The following is a 20727-nucleotide window of genomic DNA, read 5'->3' on the forward strand; positions in this document are numbered from 1 at the left end:
GCTGTTCGGACGGGCGCCGTTTAACCGAACGAGACAGCGGCCGACGATGCGGACGGCCGCCGACTGAGGAGATTTCTCATGGCAGACACCGACGTCGTCATCGTTGGCGCCGCGCGCACGGCCGTCGGCGCCTTCAACGGCGGCCTCTCGACGCTGCCGGCGCACGAGCTCGGCAAGGTCGCGATCAAGGCCGCGCTGGAGCGCGCCGGCGTCGAGCCCGGCGAGGTGTCGGAGGTCATTCTGGGCCAGGTGCTGACGGCCGCCCAGGGCCAGAACCCCGCCCGTCAGGCGTCGATCGCAGCCGGCGTGCCGATCGAGGCCGCGGCCTGGGGCATCAACCAGGTCTGCGGCTCGGGACTCCGCGCCGTCGCGCTCGCTAGCCAGGCCATCCTGAACGGCGACAGCGACATCGTCGTCGCCGGCGGTCAGGAGAGCATGAGCATGTCGGCGCACGCCGCCCATATGCGCTCAGGGACCAAGATGGGCGACGTCAAGTTCATCGACACGATGATCAAGGACGGGCTGTGGGACGCCTTCAACGGCTACCACATGGGCACCACCGCCGAGAACGTCGCGACCAAGTGGCAGATCACCCGGGAGCAGCAGGACCAGTTTGCGGTGGCCTCCCAGAACAAGGCCGAGGCGGCGCAGAAGGCGGGACGTTTCAAGGACGAGATCGCGCCCGTCACGATCACGACCAAAAAGGGCGACACAGTCGTCGATCAGGACGAATACATCCGCGCCGGCGCGACGATCGACGCCATGACGAAGCTTCGCCCGGCCTTCTCCAAGGACGGCACGGTGACCGCAGGCAACGCCTCGGGCATCAATGACGGCGCCGCGGCCCTGGTGGTGACCTCCGCGTCCCGCGCGGCGTCGAAGGGCCTGAAGCCGCTCGTTCGCATCGTCAGCTGGGCGCAGGCCGGCGTCGACCCCTCGGTGATGGGGTCGGGTCCGATCCCGGCCTCGCGCAAGGCGCTGGAGAAGGCCGGCTGGTCCGTCGGCGACCTCGACCTGATCGAAGCCAACGAGGCCTTCGCCGCGCAGGCCTGCGCGGTCAACAAGGATCTCGGCTGGGACACCGACAGGGTGAACGTCAACGGCGGCGCGATCGCGATCGGCCATCCGATCGGCGCCTCGGGCGCACGCGTCCTGACTACGCTGATCCACGAGATGATCCGTCGCGACGCGAAGAAGGGTCTCGCGACGCTCTGCATCGGCGGCGGCATGGGCATCGCCATGTGCATCGCCCGCGACTGATCGACAGCTTCGAATGCAAGGGCCCGCGGTTCGCTGCGGGCTAAAGGGCCGGCAGGGTTCAAGTCCGGCGCGTCAACAACTTTCACGGGAGGAACTCATGGCGCGCACGGCGCTCGTCTCGGGCGGGACTCGCGGCATCGGCGAGGCGATCTCGATCGCCCTCAAGCTCGCCGGCTACAACGTGGCCGCGACCTACGCCGGCAATGACGACAAGGCGGCCGCCTTCAGGGAGGCCCACGGCATCGCGGTGTTCAAATGGGACGTCGGCGATCCGAAGGCCTGCGAAGCGGGCGTCGCCAAGGTCGAGGCCGAGGTCGGCCCTGTGGACGTGCTGGTGAACAACGCCGGCATCACCCGCGACGCCATGTTCCACAAGCTCACCTTCGAGAAGTGGCAGGAGGTCATCCGCACCAACCTCGACAGCATGTTCACCATGACGCGTCCCGTCATCGAGGGAATGCGCGAGCGCAACTTCGGGCGGATCATCAACATCACCTCCATCAACGGCCAGAAGGGCCAGATGGGGCAGTCGAACTACTCGGCCGCCAAGGCCGGCGTGATCGGCTTCACCAAGGCGCTCGCGCAGGAGAACGCCAGGAAGGGCGTGACCGTGAACGCGATCGCGCCTGGCTATATCGGCACCGAGATGGTGCAGGCTGTGCCGGAAAAGGTGCTGGAGAGCATCGTCGCCGGCATTCCTGTCGGCCGCCTCGGCACCGCCGAGGAGATCGCCGCCTCCGTGCTGTTCCTGGCCGGCGACAACGCGGGCTTCATCACCGGCTCGACCCTGACCATCAACGGCGGCCAGTATCTCGCCTGAAGAACCGGCGTCCTTTGGTCGCCGCATAGCGGAGGCCAAATAGGCGACCTTGCAAGATGACGATAGGCGTCGGTCGGCCTATAGAGCCGGCCGATGCCCTCCTCCCACGCCACCGCCGTCGGCCTTATCGCCATTTTGCTGTGGTCGGCGCTCGCGCTGCTGACCTCGGCGACCGGCAGGACGCCGCCCTTCCTGCTAACCGCGCTGACCTTTGGAATAGGCGGGGCGCTCGGCCTCGCCGTCGCGGCCTTCCGCCCGGGAGGCCTTGGATCGCTGCGCCAGCCTTGGCCTGTGTGGCTGCACGGCGTGGGCGGACTGTTCGGCTATCACCTGCTCTACTTCACCGCGCTCAAGCTCGCGCCGCCGGCGGAAGCCGCCTCGATCTGCTATCTCTGGCCGCTGCTGATCGTGCTGTTTTCGGCCGCGCTGCCCGGCGGCGGCCTCTCGCCGCGACACCTCGCCGGAGCGACCCTCGGCCTTGGCGGCACCGCCATGCTGATCGCCGGGCGATCCGGCGGGCTCGGCTTCGACGCCTCCCATGCGCCGGGCTACGCAGCAGCGCTGGCGAGCGCCGTCGTCTGGGGCGCATATTCCGTCGGGTCCCGCTGGTTCCGCGCCGTGCCGACGGAAGCCGTCGCCGGCTTCTGCCTCGCCACCTCGGCGCTCGCAGCCGCCTGCCACATCGCCTTCGAGCCCGCGGTCTGGCCTTCGGGCGCGACCGAATGGCTCGCGGTCGCCGGGCTCGGGATCGGACCGGTCGGCGCCGCCTTCTTCGCCTGGGACGTCGGCATGAAGCGCGGCGACGTCGCCCTGCTCGGCGTCGCCTCCTACGCCTGCCCGATGATCTCGATCATCCTGCTGATCGCCGCGGGCTTCACCGAAGCCAACGCCATGCTGCTTGGCGGCTGCGGGCTTATCGTCGGCGGAGCGGTGGTCGCGGCCCTGGGCGGGCGGCGCGGGACCTCCGCCTCACCCGCCGCCTGAGACGCGCGGGGTGGGCCGCCAGTCGGGCGGCGCCAGCTCGAAGTGCGCGAAGTCGAAGCCCGGCGCGACGGTGCAGCCGACCAGCGTCCAGCGTCCGAGCGACTCCGCCGCCTGCCACCAGCCGGCGGGCACGACGACCTGCGGCGCCTCCCCGCCCAGTAGATCTGCGCCCAGCCGATGGGCTTCGGCGTCATGTCCGTCCGGCGACAGGGTCAGGGCAAGCGGTGCGCCGGCGTAGTGGTGCCAGACCTCGACGGCGTCGACGCGGTGCCAGTGCGAGACTTCGCCGGCCGCGAGCATGAAGTAGATCGCGGTCGAACGCGAACGCCCGCTTGCATCGGTCGCCGGGTCGCGGAAGGTCTCGCGGAAATGGCCGCCCTCGGGGTGCGGGGCGAGGCCGAGGCGAGCGACGATCGCGTCGGCCGGGAGTTCGTCGAGCTCCGTCATCCCCGGTTCTTCCTCTCGCGCAGTTCGGCGAACACCGCGACCGGATCGCCGGACGGCAGGCCGACCGCCGCGGCGACCTTGTCCTCTCCCGAACGAAGGAAGATGTTGGTCGCCTTCTCCGCGCCGATCGTCGTCGGCACCGTCGGCCGCCCGGCAACGCGCGTCGCCTGGACTTTTTTCAGCCGCTCGCCGATCGCCGGATCCTCCGGCAGGATCGACGCGCAGAAACTGGCGTTCGACGCGGTGTATTCGTGCCCGCACCAGACCTGCGTCTCGTTCGGCAGCCGCGCGATCTTGGAGAGCGAGGCCCACATCGCCTCCGGCGTGTCCTCGAACAGCCGTCCGCAGCCCATCACGAACAGCGTGTCGCCGGAGAACAGCCATTTCTCCTTGGCCTCGTGGAACACGACGTGCCCCCTGGTGTGGCCCGGCGTCGCGATCGTCTCGAACGCCCATGGCCCGATCCTGGCGACGTCGCCCTCAGCGAGCGTCGCGTCGAGGCCGGGGATGGACGCGGCCTCCGCCTTCGGGCCGAAGACCTTCGCGCCGAAGCGCTTCTTGAGGTCCGGCAGCCCGTCGATGTGGTCGGCGTGCTTGTGGGTGATCAGGATGTGGCTGAGCGACCAGCCGCGCGCGTCGAGCGCCTCGAGAATGGGCTGCGCCTCGGGGGCGTCGACAAGCAGCACGGTTTCGCTTTCGGCGTCGCGCAGCAGCACGGCGTAATTGTCGGACAGGCAGGGGATCAGGACGATTTCGGCGGGCATGGGGTCTCCGGCTCGGACGGCGCGCAAGGCTAGCGGCGACGCTCGGCGGGTCAAGGGCGCGCCGCCTTCGTCGGGGATGGAGGGCGGGAGCGGGCGCGCTATGAATTGCGCATGATCACCCGCCTCTGCGTCTCGGGCTATCGCTCGTTGCGCGACATCCGCCTACCGCTCGCCCGCCTTACCGTCGTCACCGGCGCGAACGGCAGCGGCAAGTCCAGCCTCTACCGCGCGCTCCGGCTGCTCGCCGACGTCGCGCAGGGCCGGGTGGTGCAGTCGCTCGCCGGCGAAGGCGGCATCCAGTCCACGCTGTGGGCGGGCCCCGAGGTTTTCGCGGCGTCCGTGAAGCGCGGCGAACATCCGGTGGAGGGGCTCGGCGAACGGAAGAATCCAGTCGCTCTCAAGCTTGGCTTTTTGGGCGAGGACTACGGCTACGCCATCGACCTGGGGCTGCCGCCGCCAATTCCCCGGTCGATGTTCAGCCTCGATCCCGAGATCAAGGCCGAAGCGGTGTGGACCGGCGAGATCCTCGGCCGGTCGAACGCTTTTGCATTGCGCAACGGCCCCGGAGTCCGCGTCCGCAACGAGTCGGGCGCGTGGGAGCAAGCCTTCACCACGCTCGCGTCCTTCGACAGCATGATGACGCACTGCGCGGATCCGAGAGGGGCGGTCGAACTGCTCGTGCTGCGCGAGCGGATGAAGGACTGGCGGTTCTACGATCACCTGCGCACCGACCGCGACGCCCCCGCTCGCCGGCCGCAGATCGGCACCTACACGCCGGTGCTCGCGAGCGACGGTTCGGACCTTGCCGCCGCCGTTCAGACGATCCGCGAAATCGGCGACGACCGGGGCCTCGACGCCGCGATCGCCGACGCTTTCGCCGGGGCCGCGATCGAGGTGTCGGCCGCGCACGGGCAGTTCGAGCTCGAGATGCGCCAGCACGGGCTGCTGCGCTCCCTCAAGACCGCCGAACTCTCCGACGGCACGCTGCGCTACCTGTTGCTGGTCGCCGCAATGATGTCGCCGCGGCCGCCGGCCCTGATGATCCTGAACGAGCCGGAGACCAGCCTCCATCCCGACCTGCTGGCCCCGCTCGCGCGGCTGATCGCGCAGGGCGCGGAGCGTTCGCAAATCCTCGTCGTGTCGCACGCGCAGCCGCTCGTACGCGCGCTGGCGGAGGTCGGCGCGCAGGAGATCGTGCTGGAGAAGTCGCTCGGCGAGACCGTCGCGGACATCGACGGCCCTGTTCGCTGGGAGTGGCCCGCCCGCTGAGTCGTCGCGCGCGCGGTTCCCGGCTACAACGGGGCATGCCGCTCGACGTCGTCGATCTCCGTGATTTCTACGCCAGACCGCTTGGCCAGCTGTCGCGCCGCATCCTGCGCGCCAAGCTGCGCTCGCGCTGGCCGGATGTCCGCGGCCTGCGGATGCTGGGCGTCGGCTTCGCGACGCCATACCTCGGCGTGTTCCGCGACGACGCCGAGCGCCTGCTCGCCTTCGCCCCGGCGCAGCAGGGCGTCGCCGGATGGCCCGTCGACCGGCGGAACGCCGCGGCGCTGGTCGAGGACGGAATGTGGCCGCTTCCCGACGCGGCCGTCGACCGCATCGTCGCGGCGCATGCGCTCGAAACCTCGGAAAGCGCGGTGGAGTTCCTGCGCGAGGCGTGGCGCTGCCTGGCGCCGGGCGGTCGGCTGATCGCGATCGTGCCCAACCGCCGCGGGCCCTGGGCGCGCATGGACGCCACGCCCTTCGGCCACGGCCGGCCGTTCAGCCGCAGTCAGCTCACCGACCTTCTGCGGCAGGCGCAATTCGCGCCCGAGGGATGGGATGAGGCGCTGTTCATGCCGCCGGTCGAAAGCTATCTGGTGATCCGCTCGGCGAGCGCGCTGGAACGGGTCGGCGCGTGGCTGTGGGCGCCGTTCGCAGGGGTCCACATCGTCGAGGCCACGAAGCAGGCGATGCGCCCGCAGACGGCGCGCTCCGCCAGGCGGATCGTCCCGGCGCCGGCGCTGAGGCCCGCCGCCATCGGCGTGCCCGCGCCTGCGCCGCAGATCACTCCCGGCTGAGCAGGAACACCCCCTGCGCGCCGAACAGGTTCCAGAACCACCACGGCGCGTTGACGCGCACCGGCCGCCCCGTGGCGTCCAGCGCGACGGCGCGGTCCATCCGCGCGCCGAGCATGCCGACGAGGTCAACGAAGTCGCCGATCGTGCACAGGTGGATGTTCGGGGTTTCGTACCAGGGATCCGGAAGGTTGGCGTTCTGCGGCATGCGGCCCTCCGCGAGGAACTGCAGCCGCGTGCGCCAGTGGCCGAAGTTCGGGAACGACACCACCGCCCGCCGGCCGATCCGCAGCAGATCCTCGACGACCGCCTTCGGCCGGCGAGTCGCCTGCAGCGTCTGGGACAGGATGACGTAATCGAACGCGTCGTCGGGATAATGCGCGAGATCCGCGTCGGCGTCGCCCTGGACGACCGACAAGCCGTGCGCCACGCATGCGTTGACGCCGGACTGCGACAGCTCGATGCCGCGGCCGTCTACGCCGCGCCGCTCGATCAACAGGCGGAGCAGCGCCCCGTCGCCGCAGCCGACGTCCAGAACCCGCGAGCCCGGCTGAACCATTTCCGCGACGAGCAGATGGTCGGGCCTTGGGGCGGCGGCGAGGGTCGCGGGGGCGACGGGCGAGGCGGCGTCCAATACGGTCATGACGCTCAATTCACACGATCTTCAGGCCTTTCGCAGCTGTTCCGCGGCTTGGCCTGCGCTACACTTAGCCCCCGATAAGCCATTCCGTCACAACCGCAAAGACCGGCCGCGCCGCGATAGGCCCGAACGCCGGCGGAAGGAGCGTCTGTTGAACGCCGAAACCCATGTCCGTAGCGACCCTCGGGCGCCGGCGACCAGCTGGGCGTTCCCGATCCTCGGGGTCGCATTCTTCGGAGCGGTTACGGCGCTCGGCCTCGGCAAGACCTTTTCGGGGACGGCGGCGGACATCATCGTCGCGGTGGCGCTCATCCCGGTGCTGTTCGGGGCGGTGTTCGCCGCGGTCTACCACGCCGAGGTGATCGCCCATCGCACCGGCGAGCCTTACGGAACGCTCGTGCTGACCATGGCGGTCACCGTCATGGAGGTGGCGCTGATCGGATCGGCGCTGCTCGCGGACGATCCCAATCCCACGCTCGCCCGCGACACCATCTTCGCCGTGGTGATGATCGTCGTGAACGGTCTCGTCGGTCTCTGCATCCTGCTCGGCGGTCTGCGCCACCGCGAGCAGAGCTTTCGAGTGAAGGGCGCCAACGCCTATCTCGCCGTTCTGATCACGCTGGCTGCGCTGTCGCTCGTGCTGCCGAACCACACCAACACCGCGCCGGGCGGCGCCTATTCTCCGACGCAGCTCGGCTATGTCGCGGCGGCGACGATCGCGATCTACGCCTCGTTCCTCTATACGCAGACCGTCGGCAACCGCGAATATTTCGCGGTCGTGATCGAAGGCGACGAGGTCGCCGACAAGGCGCATGTGCCGAGCGGACGGGCGACGCTGTTCTCGCTCGTGTTCCTGATCGTCGCGCTTGCCGCCGTCATCCTGCTATCGAAGACCTTCACCGCGGTCGTCGAGTTCTCGCTCGACGGAATGGGCGCTCCGAGCGCGCTTGCGGGCGTCGTCGTCGCCCTGCTGATCCTGCTGCCGGAGTTCACCGCGGCGCTCAGGGCGGCGCGCGACGACAAGCTTCAGAAAAGCCTGAACCTCGCGCTCGGATCGGCCTGCGCCACCATCGGATTGACGATTCCGGCGGTCGCCATCCTGTCGATCATCTACGGCGCACGGCTGGAGCTCGGGATCGACGAGAAGGACACCGTCATCCTGCTTGTCACCGTCGCGGTAGCGCTGCTGACCTTCGGCACGGGGCGAACGAACATCCTCTATGGCTTCATCCACCTCGTGCTGTTTGCGACCTACGGATTTCTGATCCTGGCGCCCTAGGGCGCGCCTTCACCACAGCGTCTTCGCGGCTCGCCCGGGCCATTCGCGGTCGTAGGCCTCGCCGCCGACCGCGCCGTCGCTCAGGCGGGCGAGAATGCGGCCCGGCGTCGGCAGGCTGTCGGGATCGATCTGGCTCGCGGCGTCCCACAGCTTGGAGCGGACGATCGCCCGTGCGCACTGGAAATAGACGGCCTCCACCGTGACGACGATCGCGCTCCGCGGCGACGCGGCCCGTACGGCGAAGGAGGCGAGCAGTTCCGGTTCGGCGGAGATTTTCGCGCGGCCGTTGACGCGCAGCGTCGTGCCGACGCCTGGGATGAGGAACAGCAGAGCCATGCGAGGGTCGCGCACGATGTTGCGCAGCGAATCGATGCGGTCGTTGCCGCGCCGGTCGGGCATGACGAGCGTCTTGCGGTCGACGATACGCACGAAGCCGGGCTCGTCGCCGCGCGGCGAGCAGTCGAGACCTTCCGGCCCGACGGTCGCGAGCGCGGCGAACGGCGAGGTCTCGATGATCCGGGCGTAGTCGGGTGTGATCTCGGCGACCTCCTTGACGATGGAGGGCGCTTTCGGGCGGCCGTAGAGCGCCTCGAGCGCTTCGATGCTGGTGATGTCCATGGCGGCGGCTTCTTACGCCGAGGCGCCTGCATGCTCAATCCAGTCCTTCGCCGGGCCTTAGCGGCTTTCGCTCCCCGACATTATGATGCGCACGAGGTCGGCGGCGTTCTTCGCGCCGAGCTTCTCCATGAGGCGGGCGCGATGAACCTCGATCGTGCGCGGGCTGATGCCGAGCGCGCGCCCGGCCTCCTTGTTCGATTGCCCACGGGCGATCAGGAGCAGCACTTCCCGCTCGCGCGGGGTCAACGTCTCGGCGCCGACGACCTGATCGGCGCGCCCCGATCTGGCGCGCGCTTCGGCGCGGGCGCCGGACGCCCCCAACACCTCCCGCACCCGGCGGACGATCGTCTGTGGATCGAACGGCTTCTCGATGAAGTCGAGCGCGCCGTGCCGGATCGCTTCTACGGCCATCGGGATGTCCGCCGAGCCGGAGATCATGATCACCGGCGCCGCAGCCCCGCGGGCGTTCAGCTCCTTCAGAACGTCGAGGCCGGACTTGCCGGGCATCAGCACGTCGAGCAACACGCAGGCCGGCGGCTCGTCGAAATCGAACGCAAGGAACCGTGAGCCGTCCTCAAAGCTCTCCACTGCAAGACCTTCGGACCCGAACACTGACGCCAGCACGTCCCGAATGGTCTCGTCGTCGTCGACAACGCAGACGATGCGACTCCAGTCCGCCATTCCGGGCACCCGCGTCCCCACGCGTTCGTCGCCTATACGTGAAATCACGCATACGCCGCCTCAACTACTGCGCGAAGGCCGCATCCCTTGCAAGCAGATCATCGTTCAAACGTTAATTCGACCCACCCTCGGAGAGAAACAGCGCGCCCGACCGCGAGGCAAATCCGGCCCGGCGCAACAGAACCCGAGCGTCGCGCTCCACTGTGTTCGACGACGACGATGACGGGCGACTTCTCAGCCCGCGGCGATAAGCGCGCGCGCGATCTCGTCAACTATCGCCTCGGCTGCGGCGCGCGGGTCGGCCGCGCCGATGACCGGCCGCGCCACCACCAGACGGTCGGCGCCCGCCCGGATCGCCTCGGCCGGCGTCGCCACGCGCTTCTGGTCGCCCAGCGCCGCGCCGGCGGGCCGCACGCCCGGGGTCACCGCCAGAAACGGCCGGGGGGCGATCGCGCGGACAGCGGACAGGTCTGTCGGCGCGCAGATCACGCCGTCCGCTCCGGCGTCGCGCGTCTGAGCGACGCGTCGGGCGACCAACGCCTCAGGCCCGTCGATGAAGCCGGCTTCGGCGACGTCGCCCGCATCCCATGAGGTCAGCACCGTGACGCCGAGAACCTTGAGGCCGCTGTCTCCGCGGCCTGCGGCCGCCGCGCGCAACGTCTGCGGATAGGCGTGCACGGTGAGGAATGTCGCGCCAAGCCGCGCGACGTTGCGCGTCGCCTTCTCGACCGTCGCGCCGATGTCGTGGAGCTTGAGGTCGACGAACACTTTCTTGCCGGAGCCCACGAGCCGTTCGGCGAGCAGAAGGCCGCCCGCGACCGCCAGTTCGAAGCCGATCTTGTAGAACACGACGGAATCGCCCAACCGGAGGACCAGAGCTTCGGCCTCCTCAAGGCTCGCGACGTCGAGTCCGACGATCAGGCGCTCGCGCGCTTCGACGGTCGCCGAGCCGCTCATGCGAGGCGCCCGGCGTGATCGAGGAGCTTCGCAATCACCGTGTCGAAGAAAGCCGCGGTCCGCGGGTTGGCGAGCCGGCCCCCGGCGTCGAACGCCTCCGCCGAATTGCCGACGGCGGCCATGTCAGGCAGCACCAGAGCGCCCAGGCCGAGCTCCATCATGGTGCGAAGCTGCGTCAGTCCGCGATAGCCGCCCATCGCGCCGTTCGAGACCGCGCCCAGCGCGAAGACGCGCTTTTTAAAGGCGGGCAGCGGCGGGAGGCCCTCCCGGTTGACGCGGGACATCCAGTCGAACGTGTTCTTCAACAGCGGCGAGAAGCTGGCGTTGTACTCCGGGCTGGCGACGAACACGCCCTCCGCGCCAAGAAACAGATCGACCAGCCGATCGGCGGCGCCCGGAACGCCCTCGCGCGCCTGAAGGTCGGCGTCATAGAGCGGCAGCGGGTAGTCCTTCAGCGAGATATGCGCGACCTCGGCGCCGGCGGCGCCAAGCGCGACGGCGGCTGCGGCCGCGAGCTTCTCGTTGATCGAGCCGGCGCGGACCGAGCCTGCGAAGACGACGATCTTTGGCATGGTTGTCCCGGGCAAGGCTGAAACGCCCGCTCAGGCGGGCCGGCGGTAGATCCACACACGGGCCGGCGGCAGGTTCAGCCACACGCGCGGCGAGCCCAAAGCGGTCGTCAGGCCGATCGCCTCGCGCGGGATCGGCGGGGTCAGCCCGTAGGTGAACTGGATGAACGGCGCGCCGGGACGGGACATCTCGAAGCACTGCTCAAGCAGCTTCACGCGCTGACGCACGGGCTTGGTCAGCAGGGGCAGGCTGGAGACGGTCGCCGTCAGCGACTGGCCGATGCGACCGGCGAGCGTCTCGCTCGCGTTGTAGGCGTCGCCGCGCACGATGGTGACGCCGGGAAACCGGCGCTCCAGAAGCGGCACGAACTCCGCGTTGTATTCGATCAGAACAAGACGCTCGGGCGAGACGCCGCGCTCGATCAGCGCTTCGGTGACGGGGCCGGTGCCCGGTCCGATCTCCAAGACGAGACCCGGCTCTTTGGGATCGACGTAGCGCGCCATCATCCGCGCGAGCGCTTTGCCGGACGGACTGACCGCGCCGGTTACGAGCGGCTTGTCGAGCCAGGATCGAAGAAAGCGGGCTTCATCCGCGAAATCGATGCCTTTCCCGCGGGGCGTCCGACGGCGTGAGAGCGGTCTTGCGGGCTCAAGCATGGACGGGAAACGCTCCGATGGAGGCGAGACTTCGAGTTCTGGCGACTCGACTGCGTCGCTAAGATGGCCGGCAAGTCCGACATTCGACAAGCGCAGCTAAGTCACGCGCCGCCGAAAAACTCCTTAACCCGGCTGAGGAAGCCGGTCGATTCCGGATGGTTGGCTTCCGAAGCCTCGGTTTCGAACTCCTCGAGCAGCTCGCGCTGCCGTCGGGTGAGCCGCTGCGGAATCTCGACCGTCGCCTGAATGTACATATCGCCGAATTCCTTCGAGCGCAGCACCGGCATGCCTTTTCCGCGCAGACGGAATTGAGCGCCCGATTGAGTCCCTTCCGGAATCTTCACCCGCGTGCGGCCGCCGTCGATCGTCGGGGCCTCGAACGAGCCGCCGAGTGCGGCGGTCGTCATGGCGATCGGCACACGGCAATAGAGGTCGGCGCCGTCGCGCTGGAACAGCGAGTGGGCCTCCAGCGACAGGAAGATATAGAGGTCGCCGGGGGGACCGCCGCGCAAGCCCGCCTCGCCCTCGCCCGACAGGCGGATGCGCGTGCCGTCCTCGACGCCGGCGGGGATCGCGACCTCAAGGGTGCGCTCCCGCGTCGTGCGGCCGGCCCCGTTGCAGGCGGCGCACGGGTCGTCGATGGTCTGGCCGCGCCCTTGGCAGGTCGGGCAGGTGCGCTCCATCAGGAAGAAGCCCTGGCTCGACCGGATCTTGCCGGAGCCGCCGCATGCGGCGCAGGCGCGCGGCTTGGAGCCCGGTTTCGCGCCTGTGCCCGAGCACGGCTCGCAGGCGACGCTGGTCGGGATACGAATCTGCGCGGTCTTGCCGGAATAGGCGTCCTCGAGGGTGATCTCCATGTTGTAGCGGAGATCGGCGCCGCGCTCGCGGCCGCCGGAGGAGCGCCCGCGCTGCCGGCCGTCCCCGAAGAAGCTCTCGAAGATGTCGGACATAAAGTCGGACATTTCGGGGCCGCCGCGCTGGCCCGCCGCGCCGAACCCGCCCTGCTCGAAAGCCGCGTGACCGAACCGGTCGTACGCCGCCCGCTTCTGGGGATCCTTCAGGCAGTCATAGGCCGCGTTCAGCTCTTTGAATCGAGCCTCTGCGGCGTCGTCGCCGGGGTTGCGGTCGGGGTGCCAGCGCATCGCCGCCTTACGATAGGCGACCTTGAGCTCCGCATCGTCCGCGGTGCGCTCGACTTCAAGAATCTCGTAGAAATCGCGTCGGGACATCGTCGTCGGAGGTCGCTTCGCTTGAGCAGTCGGGAACGGTGAGGGCGTCGAACGAAGACGATCCCCGCCGCCCGTCAGTGGACGGCGGCGGGGATCGGGTCAAGGACCAGTCCGTCAGGCGGACTTCTTCTTGTCGTCGACCTCCTCGAAGTCGGCGTCGACGACGTCGTCCTTCGGAGCCGAGCCGGGCGCTTCACCAGCGTCCGCGCCTTCATCGCCGCCCTGGCCCTGCGCGTACATCGCCTCGCCGAGCTTCATCGAGACCTGCGCCAAGGCATTGGTCTTGGCCCTGATGGCCTCGACGTCCTCGGCCGACAGGGCGCTCTGGAGATCGGCGACGACCGCCTCGATCGCCTCCTTGTCGCCCGCAGGAGCCTTGTCGCCGAGTTCGCTCAGCGTCTTCTCCGTCGAGTGGATCAGCGCTTCGGCCTGATTCCTGGCCTCGACGACCGCCCGGCGCTTCTTGTCCTCCTCGGCGTTGGCCTCGGCTTCCTTCACCATCTTCTCGATGTCGGCGTCAGAGAGGCCGCCGGACGCCTGGATCCGGATCTGCTGCTCCTTGTTCGTCGCCTTGTCCTTTGCGGACACGTTGACGATGCCGTTCGCGTCGATGTCGAAGGTCACCTCGACCTGCGGCACGCCGCGCGGTGCGGGCGGAATGCCGACGAGGTCAAACTGGCCGAGCATCTTGTTGTCGGCCGCCATCTCGCGCTCGCCCTGGAAGACGCGGATCGTCACCGCGTTCTGCCCGTCCTCGGCGGTGGAGAAAGTCTGGCTCTTCTTCGTCGGGATCGTGGTGTTCCGGTCGATCAGGCGCGTGAACACGCCGCCGAGCGTCTCGATGCCGAGCGACAGCGGGGTGACGTCGAGCAGCAGAACGTCCTTGACGTCGCCCTGAAGCACGCCGGCCTGGATCGCGGCGCCGATGGCGACGACTTCGTCCGGGTTGACGCCCTTGTGGGGCTCCTTGCCGAAGAACTGCTTCACGACCTCATGGACCTTCGGCATGCGCGTCATGCCGCCGACCATAACGACCTCGTCGATCTGGCCCGCCGTCACGCCAGCGTCCTTGAGGGCGGCCTTGAGCGGCTCCACCGTCCGCTGGATCAGGTCGTCGACCAGGCTCTCGAATTTCGCGCGCGTCAGCTTGAGCGCGAGATGCTTCGGTCCTGAGGCGTCGGCCGTGATGTAGGGCAGGTTGATGTCGGTCTGGCTCGCCGAGGACAGCTCGATCTTGGCCTTTTCGGCCGCCTCCTTCAGACGCTGCAGAGCGAGCTTGTCGTTCCGGAGATCGATGCCCTGCTCGCGCTTGAACTCGTCCGCGAGGTAGCTGACGAGGCGCATGTCGAAGTCTTCGCCGCCGAGGAAGGTGTCGCCGTTGGTCGACTTCACCTCGAACACGCCGTCGCCGATCTCGAGCACCGAGATGTCGAAGGTGCCGCCGCCGAGGTCATAGACCGCGATCGTGCCGGAGGACTTCTTGTCGAGACCATAGGCGAGCGCCGCCGCGGTCGGCTCGTTGATAATGCGCAGCACCTCAAGACCCGCGATGCGGCCGGCGTCCTTGGTCGCCTGGCGCTGGGAGTCGTTGAAGTATGCGGGGACGGTGATGACGGCCTGGTCGACCTTCTGGCCGAGATGAGCCTCCGCGGTCTCCTTCATCTTCTGAAGGGTGAAGGCCGAGATCTGCGCAGGGGAATAGGCCTTGCCGTCCGCCTCGACCCAAGCGTCGCCATTGTCGCCCTTTACGATCTTGTAGGGGACGAGCTTCTTGTCCTTCTCGACCGTCGGGTCGTCGAAGCGGCGGCCGATCAAGCGCTTCACCGCGAAGAACGTCTTGTCCGGGTTCGTCACCGCCTGGCGCTTGGCCGGCTGGCCGACGAGACGCTCGCCGCCATCGACGAAGGCGACGATGGACGGCGTGGTTCGGGCGCCCTCCGCGTTCTCGATCACGCGCGGCTGGGCCCCGTCCATTACGGCGACGCAGGAGTTCGTGGTTCCGAGATCGATCCCGATGACCTTGCCCATGACTGTCACTTCCTCATCTCTATTTAAGCGGACCGGATGGCCCCGAAGCGGCCTTGCGGTGACGCCGGATGAGGCGGCCGCAACCCTTCGGTCCCTTGATAAATCCGCGGTTTCGCGGGTCGGCGGGTATATAAGGATGACGTTTTCTGGCCGCAAGGCGGACGATGACAGGCGCGTGAGCGCGACGGGCCTCGCCGCCCTGCGGCGGGCGCCGCAGAGAACGCGCTTCCTCGCATGAAGCTCAGACCCGGATACCTATCCTCCTACGCCCAGTCGGCGCTGCTTGAGGCGCTACGCGCCGCGCTCAGGGAGGCCCCGCTGTTCACGCCGACCATGCCGCGGACGGGAAAGCCGTTCTCGGTGCGCATGACCAATCTCGGCCCGCTCGGCTGGGTGTCGGACAGGGACGGCGGTTACCGCTATCAGCAGACCCATCCGGAGACGGGCCTCCCATGGCCGGCCATGCCAGAAATCCTGCTGAGGGCATGGCGCGAGATCGGCGATTATCCCGACCCGCCGGAAGCCTGCCTCGTGAACTGGTACGAGCCGGGCGCGCGGATGGGCCTTCACCAGGACCGGGACGAGCAGGATATCGCGGCCCCGGTCGTCTCGCTGTCGCTCGGCGACACCGCGCTGTTCAGGATCGGCGGCCTCAGGCGCACGGACCCGACGCGCTCCTTCCGGCTCGCGTCGGGCGACGCGATGGCGCTCTGCGGAGCGACGCGACTGGCCTTTCACGGCGTCGATCGCATTATCCCGGGCACCTCCGCGCTTCTCCCGGCGGGAGGGCGCGTCAACCTCACGCTGCGGCGGGTGACGCCGGCGCAAGGCGACGTCACAGGTCGGGATGAATCATCCGCCTGATCTTGCGGGCGGCCCGGACCGCGAGGCCGGTCGCCGAGCGGCTCCAGGCGCGCTGGCGCACCATCTGCGGCGTCTGCTTGGCCTCGAGCCAGGGAAACGCCCGCGACGTGGTCCGCGCCTGCTTCGGGAGATCGAAGACGAGAATGTAGGCGTAGCGAGGCACGGCCGAGCTGTTGGCGCCCGCCCCATGCACAGTGCGACCGGTATGGACGGTGCAACCGCCGGCCGGGATAGGACAGGCGACGGCGGCGGCGGGATCGAAGCCCGCGTAACATTCGAGCGCGTGGACCGAACCGTCGCCGTTCGGAGAGCGATGGGGCAGAATCTCGCCGTCCCCCGTCCCGGGGATGAAGGCCATGCAGCCATTGTTCTCGTCGACCGCTTGCAGCGGCATCCAGATGCTGACGTTGGCGTAGTCGAACGCCGGATCGCGGAAGGCCTCATCCTGATGCCAGGGCGTCACTGCGCCGTCGAAAGCGGGCTTGCGGATGATATGGTCGAACTCGAGCCGCGCCTCGGGTCCCAGAAGATCGCGGGCGAGCGCCAGCGCGTTGGCGTAGAACCGCGTGCGCACGAGTTCCGGCGCATAGGTTCGCGGATTGAGCAATTGGGTGAGCTGCGGCCCGTCCTCGTCATTTGCGCCCACGAGGTTGAAATGCTGGCCCTCCTCGTAGCCGGCCTTACGGTCCAGTAGAGCGTCGCAGATACGCCGGATGTGCGCGACGTCATCGTCGTCGGTGATCCGCTGGATCGACAGGAACCCTCTGTCCAACAGTGCGGCGCGAAGCGACGGCTCCGTCGGTTGCTCCGCGGAGATCGGTTGTGCATGCGCAGCGGTCATGGCGACTCTCGCTCGACTGTTCACGCCCTGAAGCATGCCACAACACCGCTCACCGTTCCTTTCAAAAATTCTGTAAAATCAAATAATTCTCTCTATGTTTAATATTAACTGCTTTCACGGGCGCGATCTGCAATTAATGTATATCAAACAGAAACTTAGCTCTTATCTGAACTGCTCGGCGGCCCGTCGTGCTCGGGCGGAGTACTCGCAACTGCATAAAGCCTCCGGAATAGAGGAGCCGAGCCGCGACGGCGCGTCCACTCGGTCTATTGACCGACTGGGCTGTCGACGCTTGTCTTGATAATTGGACCCGCCAATCACGGCGCTCGAATTCTTGCGCGCTGCTCCGGCCAAGATCCGGCGCGGCGTTCCGCTCGGCTCAAACGCACGTCACCTTCACGCTTCGGGCGGGACGAGCCCCGCCCGAAGCTTCACTCAGGGCTTTGATCAGTAACCCCTGACGGCCTTCTTGGTCGCCTGGCCATTGTTCTGGACGTCCCGTCCGACGCCTCGCACGGTGTTTGTGCAAGCGCTCACGCTGAGCGTGGAGGCGATGAGGGCGATGGCGGCGAGCAGTCGGATCATGGCGGGGCCTCTCAATACGGCGCGCTCGGACGGCGCGCACACGAGGCTTTAGAAACGTCCCGGAGCCGGCTTGGTTCAAGCCATTTCATTCCTCCTCAGGCGAAGTATTTTCTACTTTGGTCTGAGGTCCGCTTTAGCGCGCCTCACGCTCCTTCCGATACGCGAGCCGCGCCCTAGTTCCACCAGTCCAATCGTTGGAGAGACGACCTGCTCAGTGGCGGGTTTGGATCTCGGCGCATGCAGGAGCTTTCGACATAATGAAAATCGTCCCACTGCTCGCCGCCGGCGCCTGCGCCATGCTCCTGGCTGGTTGCATGAGCGACGGCCGGGGCTATGGCCGCCACGACAGGCAGTTCGTCGAAGGCGACTATCGCGATCGAGACCGGCGCTACGACCATGGCCGCGTCAACAATCGGGACGACCGTTACGACAGACGGCGGGACCATCGCGACGACCGCAGGGATCCCCGCGGTGACCATAGGGATCCGCGCGGCGACCGCCGCGATTACGATGGCCGTTACTGAGCGTACCAGGCGCTGGAGGAGAAGCGGTCGCGATGGACGGGGCATTTCGCTTCGGCGTCGAGGAAGAATATTTCCTGGCTGACGCGACGACCGGAGCCAGCCCGGACAGCGCCGCCGCCGACCGCTTTCACAAGGCCGCGGCGAGCGTCGTCAAACCCGCCTCCCACGAGCTCCTGAAAGGGCAGATCGAGGTCCAGACAGAACCGGGAGTCAACTTCGACGCCGCGCGCGACCAGCTCCGGGAGATGCGCCGCGACTTGGCTAAAGTCGCCGCCGAGCACGGATTGCTTGTGTTCGCGGCCGGCAGCCACCCGCTCGCGAAGTCCCGTGAGCAGGACACGACGGAAAAGGCGCGCTACAGGCGCCTTGAGGCGGAACTCGGGCTGATCGCCTCGCGCACGATGATCTGCGCGACGCACATCCACGTGGAGGCGCCCGAGGCCGACGGCCGTATCGGGGTCATGAACCGGTTGCTGCCATTCCTTCCGCTCCTCCTTGCGCTGTCCGTCTCCTCGCCGTTCTGGCAGGGGCGGGACACCCGCCTGAAGGGATATCGCCTCACGGCGTTCGCGGAGTGGCCACGCACGGGGCTGCCGGAGCTCTTCCGCGACCAGCATGAGTATCAGCGCTTCATCGATCTGCTCGTGGCCGCCGGGGTGGTCGAGGACGCAACCTTCGTGTGGTGGCACATCCGGCCGTCGACGCGCTTTCCAACGATCGAGCTCCGGGTCTGCGACAGCTGTCCGCGGCTGGACGATGCGATCGCCATCGCCGCGCTCTACCAGGCGCTGTTCCGGTGCGTCTTGCGGCGCCCGGAGCTCAACGCGGATATGGGTCCGGTGGACCGGGGCGTCTGCGCGTCGAACATCTGGCAGGCCCAGCAGCACGGCGTCGAGGCCGAACTGATCGACGTCGCCCTTGCCGCCGCGAGGCCCGTGGCCGCACATCTCGACGTCGCGCTCGAGCTCGTGGAGCAGGACGCCGAAGCCCTCGGCTCGTCCGAATGGGTGGGCCGCACCCGCGACATCCTGAAGCGCGGAACGAGCGCGGACCGACAACTCGCCGCGTACCGCAACGCAAAAGCCGAAGGCGCGGCGGACGACGACGCGCTCCGCGAGGTCGTCCGGTCGCTCGCAGAGGAAACCGCGAGCTGACCGGTGACGGTCATGTCGCAATTTTTCGGCGCAATCCTGAGGCGTCGCGGCCGACGTCGTGGTACGACCTGCCATGGCAAAACATCAGTTCACCGTCGGAGACCGCGTTCGGCTCACGCTGCAGGCCGAACGTCGCACCACCGGCGTCTTCACCATCGTGCGTCTCGTGCCAGGCGACCGGGAGGATCTCCCGCCGGCCTACCGCGTCAAATCGGCGACGGAAGGTCATGAGCGCATGGTCAAGGAAGACGAAATCGAGGTCGTCTAGAACGGCCGTCCCACGCGCCGCTCACCTCTGAGCGCGCGCGCCCAATGACAGCCGCCGCCCAAAGGTTCTCGCGCGTCCGGAGCCCTTAGCGGCCGCCGGCTGCATTCTTTTTACGGGTCTCGGCCGCTTTCTTCGCTGACGCCGACCGGTCTGCGGCGGAGCGGTGTGCGGCGGCTTCGCCGCCAAGCTTGCCGCCTAGGTGCGCCGCGGGGTTTCCAGTCGTCGCGCCCCGGCCGGCCCCCGACTGCTTGCCGCCGCCGTCGTCCTTGTTGACCGTCGCCCAGGCGCGGCGCTCGGCTTCCTTCTCGGGCACGCCGTGGTTCTCATAGCTCTCAGCGATGTGATCCGCCTTGCGCTCCTGCTTGTCGGTGTAGGCCGACTTGTCGCCTTTTGGCATTCGAGCCTCCTGTTTTCGACGAAACGGCGGCCCCGGCGCAGAGTTCCAGGTTCCCGGCGGACGGCGAGACTGGGCCTCAAAGGCACGCCACCTCTCCATTCTGCGAGGCCGCAGGGAACGATCGGAAATCCATCGCGCTTTCACCTCGAACCTCCCGGAGGGCGAGGCTGCGGCACGCCGCCTCGGACGCGCCAGCCGCCCTTCGCGCAATCGGAGCATCCTGATGAACGACCCGCGAACCGTACATCCGACGCCTCCCCAGCCGGCCCAGCAGCAGGACATGCCGGGCCATGAGGCGCAGATGAACCCGAAGGCCGATCACGGCGAGGCGAGCTACAAAGGATCTGGCGAACTCGAGGGCCGCGCCGCCATCATTACGGGCGGCGATTCCGGGATTGGCCGCGCAGTCGCTATCGCCTACGCCCGCGAGGGCGCCGACGTGCTGGTCAGCTATTACGACGAGCACGACGACGCGCGCGAAACCGCCCGCTGGATCGAGGAGGCCGGCCGCAAGGCGATCCTCGTCGCGGGCGACGTCAAGGACGAAGCTCATTGCGCGGCGCTTGTCGATCGCGCGGTCTCGGAATTCGGGCGTCTCGACATCCTCGTCAACAACGCCGCCCATCAGGCGAGCTTCGAAAGCATCCAGGACATCAGCGCGGAGGAGTGGGACGTGACGTTCCGCACCAACATCCACGCTATGTTCTATCTCTCGAAAGCCGCGCTGAAGCACATGAAGGCGGGCTCGGCGATCATCAACACCAGTTCGATCAACGCCAAGAGCCCATCACCGACCCTCCTCGCCTACGCCACGACCAAGGGCGCGATCGCGAACTTCACGGCCGGGCTTGCACAGTTGGTCGCGAAGGACGGCGTGCGCGTCAACGCCGTGGCGCCGGGCCCGATCTGGACCCCGCTGATCCCCTCGACGATGCCGCCCGAAGCCGTCGAGAAATTCGGATCGAACACGCCGATCGGTCGTGCGGGCCAGCCCGCCGAGCTCGCCGGCGCCTATGTGCTGCTCGCGTCCGACAAGGCGAGCTACATCACCGGCGCGCTGATCCCCGTCACGGGCGGTCGCCCGATGCTTTAGCCGGGCCGCGA

24 protein-coding genes are annotated in these 20727 nt (G+C 68.1%); 11 read left to right on the plus strand and 13 right to left on the minus strand.

Going from position 1 to position 20727, the window contains the following annotated elements; genetic code table 11:
* Window positions 1–78: 78 nt before the first annotated feature.
* From PKE75_RS11810 to yddG, 3 genes are all read left to right on the plus strand, one after another.
* Window positions 79–1260: an acetyl-CoA C-acetyltransferase gene (locus PKE75_RS11810; protein ID WP_271168924.1), complete on the plus strand. Its 1182-nt coding sequence runs from the start codon at window positions 79–81 to the stop codon at window positions 1258–1260.
* Between the two features lie 97 nt (window positions 1261–1357).
* On the plus strand, window positions 1358–2080 hold the full coding sequence (phbB, locus tag PKE75_RS11815; protein ID WP_271168925.1) for an acetoacetyl-CoA reductase: 723 nt from the start codon (window positions 1358–1360) through the stop codon (window positions 2078–2080).
* Between the two features lie 93 nt (window positions 2081–2173).
* Window positions 2174–3064, plus strand: coding sequence for an aromatic amino acid exporter YddG (gene yddG, locus PKE75_RS11820; RefSeq protein ID WP_271168926.1), 891 nt, complete (start codon window positions 2174–2176; stop codon window positions 3062–3064).
* Here the strand turns inward: yddG and PKE75_RS11825 are convergent.
* Together PKE75_RS11825 and gloB are read right to left on the minus strand one after the other, a co-directional pair.
* Window positions 3050–3511 (minus strand): cupin domain-containing protein, encoded by a 462-nt coding sequence (locus tag PKE75_RS11825; protein ID WP_271168927.1) that lies wholly within the window; start codon window positions 3509–3511, stop codon window positions 3050–3052. The genes yddG and PKE75_RS11825 overlap by 15 nt on opposite strands.
* Window positions 3508–4275 (minus strand): hydroxyacylglutathione hydrolase, encoded by a 768-nt coding sequence (gloB, locus tag PKE75_RS11830; protein WP_271168928.1) that lies wholly within the window; start codon window positions 4273–4275, stop codon window positions 3508–3510. Before gloB ends, PKE75_RS11825 begins: the two co-directional genes overlap by 4 nt.
* A 111-nt stretch (window positions 4276–4386) precedes the next feature.
* On the opposite strand from gloB, the gene PKE75_RS11835 reads away from it, so the two are divergent.
* Window positions 4387–5544, plus strand: coding sequence for an AAA family ATPase (locus PKE75_RS11835; RefSeq protein WP_271168929.1), 1158 nt, complete (start codon window positions 4387–4389; stop codon window positions 5542–5544).
* A 35-nt stretch (window positions 5545–5579) separates the two neighbouring features.
* Entirely contained in the window at window positions 5580–6335 is a 756-nt protein-coding gene (locus PKE75_RS11840; RefSeq protein WP_271168930.1) for a methyltransferase domain-containing protein, read from the plus strand.
* Here PKE75_RS11840 and metW read toward each other — a convergent pair.
* Complete coding sequence (gene metW, locus PKE75_RS11845) at window positions 6322–6975, minus strand: methionine biosynthesis protein MetW (RefSeq protein ID WP_271168931.1); 654 nt, start codon at window positions 6973–6975, stop codon at window positions 6322–6324. The two genes, PKE75_RS11840 and metW, sit on opposite strands and share 14 nt — an antisense overlap.
* Window positions 6976–7123: 148 nt before the next feature.
* Between metW and PKE75_RS11850 the strand changes: the two genes are divergently transcribed.
* A complete protein-coding gene (locus PKE75_RS11850; protein ID WP_271168932.1) occupies window positions 7124–8251 on the plus strand; it encodes a calcium:cation antiporter in 1128 nt (375 codons plus the stop codon).
* 9 nt (window positions 8252–8260) lie between these two features.
* Here PKE75_RS11850 and PKE75_RS11855 read toward each other — a convergent pair whose 3' ends face one another.
* The 7 genes from PKE75_RS11855 to dnaK all read right to left on the minus strand — a co-directional run bounded on the left by PKE75_RS11855 (window position 8261) and on the right by dnaK (window position 14990).
* A complete protein-coding gene (locus PKE75_RS11855; RefSeq protein WP_271168933.1) occupies window positions 8261–8869 on the minus strand; it encodes a pyridoxamine 5'-phosphate oxidase family protein in 609 nt (202 codons plus the stop codon).
* A gap of 57 nt (window positions 8870–8926) precedes the next feature.
* A complete protein-coding gene (locus PKE75_RS11860) occupies window positions 8927–9550 on the minus strand; it encodes a response regulator transcription factor (RefSeq protein ID WP_271168934.1) in 624 nt (207 codons plus the stop codon).
* A gap of 234 nt (window positions 9551–9784) precedes the next feature.
* Window positions 9785–10507, minus strand: a complete 723-nt coding sequence (gene pyrF / locus PKE75_RS11865) for an orotidine-5'-phosphate decarboxylase (RefSeq protein ID WP_271168935.1) — start codon at window positions 10505–10507, stop codon at window positions 9785–9787.
* Window positions 10504–11079 carry an NADPH-dependent FMN reductase gene (locus PKE75_RS11870; RefSeq protein ID WP_271168936.1) on the minus strand — a complete coding sequence of 192 codons (576 nt, stop codon included), beginning with the start codon at window positions 11077–11079 and terminating at the stop codon, window positions 10504–10506. The genes pyrF and PKE75_RS11870 overlap by 4 nt, the downstream gene beginning before the upstream one ends.
* Before the next feature lie 30 nt (window positions 11080–11109).
* Window positions 11110–11733: a class I SAM-dependent methyltransferase gene (locus PKE75_RS11875; RefSeq protein WP_271168937.1), complete on the minus strand. Its 624-nt coding sequence runs from the start codon at window positions 11731–11733 to the stop codon at window positions 11110–11112.
* Window positions 11734–11834: 101 nt separating this feature from the next.
* Window positions 11835–12962 carry a molecular chaperone DnaJ gene (gene dnaJ, locus PKE75_RS11880; RefSeq protein ID WP_271168938.1) on the minus strand — a complete coding sequence of 376 codons (1128 nt, stop codon included), beginning with the start codon at window positions 12960–12962 and terminating at the stop codon, window positions 11835–11837.
* A 114-nt stretch (window positions 12963–13076) separates the two neighbouring features.
* Complete coding sequence (dnaK, locus tag PKE75_RS11885) at window positions 13077–14990, minus strand: molecular chaperone DnaK (protein WP_271168939.1); 1914 nt, start codon at window positions 14988–14990, stop codon at window positions 13077–13079.
* 234 nt (window positions 14991–15224) lie between these two features.
* Here dnaK and PKE75_RS11890 point away from each other — a divergent pair, with 234 nt between their 5' ends.
* A complete protein-coding gene (locus PKE75_RS11890; RefSeq protein ID WP_271168940.1) occupies window positions 15225–15854 on the plus strand; it encodes an alpha-ketoglutarate-dependent dioxygenase AlkB in 630 nt (209 codons plus the stop codon).
* Here PKE75_RS11890 and PKE75_RS11895 read toward each other — a convergent pair.
* Together PKE75_RS11895 and PKE75_RS11900 are read right to left on the minus strand one after the other, a co-directional pair.
* Complete coding sequence (locus tag PKE75_RS11895) at window positions 15826–16695, minus strand: phytanoyl-CoA dioxygenase family protein (protein ID WP_271168941.1); 870 nt, start codon at window positions 16693–16695, stop codon at window positions 15826–15828. The genes PKE75_RS11890 and PKE75_RS11895 overlap by 29 nt on opposite strands.
* A gap of 447 nt (window positions 16696–17142) precedes the next feature.
* A complete protein-coding gene (locus PKE75_RS11900; protein WP_271168942.1) occupies window positions 17143–17280 on the minus strand; it encodes a hypothetical protein in 138 nt (45 codons plus the stop codon).
* A 257-nt stretch (window positions 17281–17537) separates the two neighbouring features.
* Between PKE75_RS11900 and PKE75_RS11905 the strand changes: the two genes are divergently transcribed.
* The 3 genes from PKE75_RS11905 (at window position 17538) to PKE75_RS11915 (ending at window position 19226) form a co-directional block, all read left to right on the plus strand.
* The gene (locus PKE75_RS11905) at window positions 17538–17804 is read left to right on the plus strand and encodes a hypothetical protein (RefSeq protein ID WP_271168943.1); all 267 of its coding nucleotides are present in this window, start codon (window positions 17538–17540) and stop codon (window positions 17802–17804) included.
* 32 nt (window positions 17805–17836) lie between these two features.
* Window positions 17837–18958 carry a carboxylate-amine ligase gene (locus PKE75_RS11910; protein ID WP_271168944.1) on the plus strand — a complete coding sequence of 374 codons (1122 nt, stop codon included), beginning with the start codon at window positions 17837–17839 and terminating at the stop codon, window positions 18956–18958.
* Between the two features lie 73 nt (window positions 18959–19031).
* Window positions 19032–19226, plus strand: coding sequence for a hypothetical protein (locus tag PKE75_RS11915; RefSeq protein WP_271168945.1), 195 nt, complete (start codon window positions 19032–19034; stop codon window positions 19224–19226).
* 85 nt (window positions 19227–19311) lie between these two features.
* On the opposite strand, the gene PKE75_RS11920 is transcribed toward PKE75_RS11915, so the two are convergent.
* Entirely contained in the window at window positions 19312–19623 is a 312-nt protein-coding gene (locus tag PKE75_RS11920) for a plasmid stabilization protein (protein WP_271168946.1), read from the minus strand.
* A 223-nt stretch (window positions 19624–19846) separates the two neighbouring features.
* Between PKE75_RS11920 and PKE75_RS11925 the strand changes: the two genes are divergently transcribed.
* Entirely contained in the window at window positions 19847–20716 is an 870-nt protein-coding gene (locus PKE75_RS11925; protein WP_271168947.1) for a glucose 1-dehydrogenase, read from the plus strand.
* Window positions 20717–20727 lie beyond the last annotated feature (11 nt).

Source organism: Hansschlegelia plantiphila, from assembly GCF_027922265.1.
Lineage (GTDB): Bacteria > Pseudomonadota > Alphaproteobacteria > Rhizobiales > Methylopilaceae > Methylopila > Methylopila plantiphila.

Excerpts from the sequence above, each read along its gene's own strand:
- phbB (WP_271168925.1), top strand. The coding sequence starts at position 1,358 with ATGGCGCGCACGGCGCTCGTCTCGGGCGGGACTCGCGGCATCGGCGAG.
- PKE75_RS11900 (WP_271168942.1), bottom strand. The coding sequence starts at position 17,280 with ATGATCCGACTGCTCGCCGCCATCGCCCTCATCGCCTCCACGCTCAGC.
- PKE75_RS11875 (WP_271168937.1), bottom strand. The coding sequence starts at position 11,733 with ATGCTTGAGCCCGCAAGACCGCTCTCACGCCGTCGGACGCCCCGCGGG.
- PKE75_RS11835 (WP_271168929.1), top strand. The coding sequence starts at position 4,387 with ATGATCACCCGCCTCTGCGTCTCGGGCTATCGCTCGTTGCGCGACATC.
- metW (WP_271168931.1), bottom strand. The coding sequence starts at position 6,975 with ATGACCGTATTGGACGCCGCCTCGCCCGTCGCCCCCGCGACCCTCGCC.
- dnaJ (WP_271168938.1), bottom strand. The coding sequence starts at position 12,962 with ATGTCCCGACGCGATTTCTACGAGATTCTTGAAGTCGAGCGCACCGCG.
- PKE75_RS11825 (WP_271168927.1), bottom strand. The coding sequence starts at position 3,511 with ATGACGGAGCTCGACGAACTCCCGGCCGACGCGATCGTCGCTCGCCTC.
- PKE75_RS11890 (WP_271168940.1), top strand. The coding sequence starts at position 15,225 with ATGAAGCTCAGACCCGGATACCTATCCTCCTACGCCCAGTCGGCGCTG.
- gloB (WP_271168928.1), bottom strand. The coding sequence starts at position 4,275 with ATGCCCGCCGAAATCGTCCTGATCCCCTGCCTGTCCGACAATTACGCC.
- PKE75_RS11925 (WP_271168947.1), top strand. The coding sequence starts at position 19,847 with ATGAACGACCCGCGAACCGTACATCCGACGCCTCCCCAGCCGGCCCAG.
- pyrF (WP_271168935.1), bottom strand. The coding sequence starts at position 10,507 with ATGAGCGGCTCGGCGACCGTCGAAGCGCGCGAGCGCCTGATCGTCGGA.
- PKE75_RS11895 (WP_271168941.1), bottom strand. The coding sequence starts at position 16,695 with ATGACCGCTGCGCATGCACAACCGATCTCCGCGGAGCAACCGACGGAG.
- PKE75_RS11920 (WP_271168946.1), bottom strand. The coding sequence starts at position 19,623 with ATGCCAAAAGGCGACAAGTCGGCCTACACCGACAAGCAGGAGCGCAAG.
- dnaK (WP_271168939.1), bottom strand. The coding sequence starts at position 14,990 with ATGGGCAAGGTCATCGGGATCGATCTCGGAACCACGAACTCCTGCGTC.
- PKE75_RS11840 (WP_271168930.1), top strand. The coding sequence starts at position 5,580 with ATGCCGCTCGACGTCGTCGATCTCCGTGATTTCTACGCCAGACCGCTT.
- PKE75_RS11915 (WP_271168945.1), top strand. The coding sequence starts at position 19,032 with ATGGCAAAACATCAGTTCACCGTCGGAGACCGCGTTCGGCTCACGCTG.
- PKE75_RS11870 (WP_271168936.1), bottom strand. The coding sequence starts at position 11,079 with ATGCCAAAGATCGTCGTCTTCGCAGGCTCGGTCCGCGCCGGCTCGATC.
- yddG (WP_271168926.1), top strand. The coding sequence starts at position 2,174 with ATGCCCTCCTCCCACGCCACCGCCGTCGGCCTTATCGCCATTTTGCTG.
- PKE75_RS11855 (WP_271168933.1), bottom strand. The coding sequence starts at position 8,869 with ATGGACATCACCAGCATCGAAGCGCTCGAGGCGCTCTACGGCCGCCCG.
- PKE75_RS11860 (WP_271168934.1), bottom strand. The coding sequence starts at position 9,550 with ATGGCGGACTGGAGTCGCATCGTCTGCGTTGTCGACGACGACGAGACC.
- PKE75_RS11905 (WP_271168943.1), top strand. The coding sequence starts at position 17,538 with ATGAAAATCGTCCCACTGCTCGCCGCCGGCGCCTGCGCCATGCTCCTG.
- PKE75_RS11910 (WP_271168944.1), top strand. The coding sequence starts at position 17,837 with ATGGACGGGGCATTTCGCTTCGGCGTCGAGGAAGAATATTTCCTGGCT.
- PKE75_RS11810 (WP_271168924.1), top strand. The coding sequence starts at position 79 with ATGGCAGACACCGACGTCGTCATCGTTGGCGCCGCGCGCACGGCCGTC.